The organism is Mesorhizobium sp. M7A.F.Ca.US.014.04.1.1 (assembly GCF_003998745.1).
Lineage (GTDB): Bacteria > Pseudomonadota > Alphaproteobacteria > Rhizobiales > Rhizobiaceae > Mesorhizobium > Mesorhizobium ciceri.
In genome coordinates this window covers 1-760 of record NZ_RZRW01001242.1, presented here as the reverse complement: position 1 = coordinate 760, position 760 = coordinate 1, and the positions used below count along the sequence as shown (strand labels likewise).

General features: G+C 59.7%; 1 protein-coding gene. It reads right to left on the bottom strand.

Annotated elements, in window-relative coordinates:
- Positions 1–705: nucleotidyl transferase AbiEii/AbiGii toxin family protein (locus EOA22_RS35825; protein ID WP_164756290.1), on the bottom strand; the 705-nt coding region annotated here is incomplete at its 3' end.
- Positions 706–760: the final 55 nt, after the last annotated feature.

Here is a 760-nt window from a genome sequence, read left to right as displayed (position 1 = left end):
GTGCGCTTCGGAGTGAAGCGCAGTGACCTTCTCCCAGAACGTTCTGCGCGCCGCCAGCACTGTGACGGTGCAATCCGGATTCTCGAAGAACGCGGGGAAATCGTCAGCTGAATAGGGCCGGATGGTCTTCTGCTCGGTCGGCCAAGGATCGCCGCGCGCACCGAACTCTAGTTTGACGCGCGGGGTGATGTAGGTGACGCCTTGATAGTCCTGACCGGTCAGGGCGGCCGGATAGTGAAAGTTCAGGGTCTGGGGATCGTTGGCGTCGATCTCGAGCGACCAGTTGCCCTTGACCGGCTCGACAAGTTGGACGGCGATCGACTCTCGAAGGGCAGGAAGCATCTTGTTGGCGATGTGCTTTTCGACATCGGCCATGAGCGCGTCGATGAGCTTGGCGGACTGCTTCTTGCTGATCCCTTCCCGCTCTGGATTACGATCGCCATCATAGCCCAGATCGGCGCGGTCGAAGGAGAGGTCAATGTCTTCCGAAAAGCGTCGAATTGCACCATAGGCCTTGGAGAGAGAGGTGCCGCCTTTGAATACCAGAGTGGGCGCATCGCCCTTCTGAAGTTCAAAGAGTCGCTTTAAGGTCCAGCAAACCCAGAAGTCCTTCTCAATGATGATGCTGGCGACGCCACGCAAGGCGCCGGACTCGCCGAAGACAGCCGCCCTTTCGGACGCGTTCTGGCGAGCGAAGCTATCCATTGACCGCGTCCGATGTGGTGTCCGCAATGGCGCGCAGCGTCGAGCGCATCCAGGC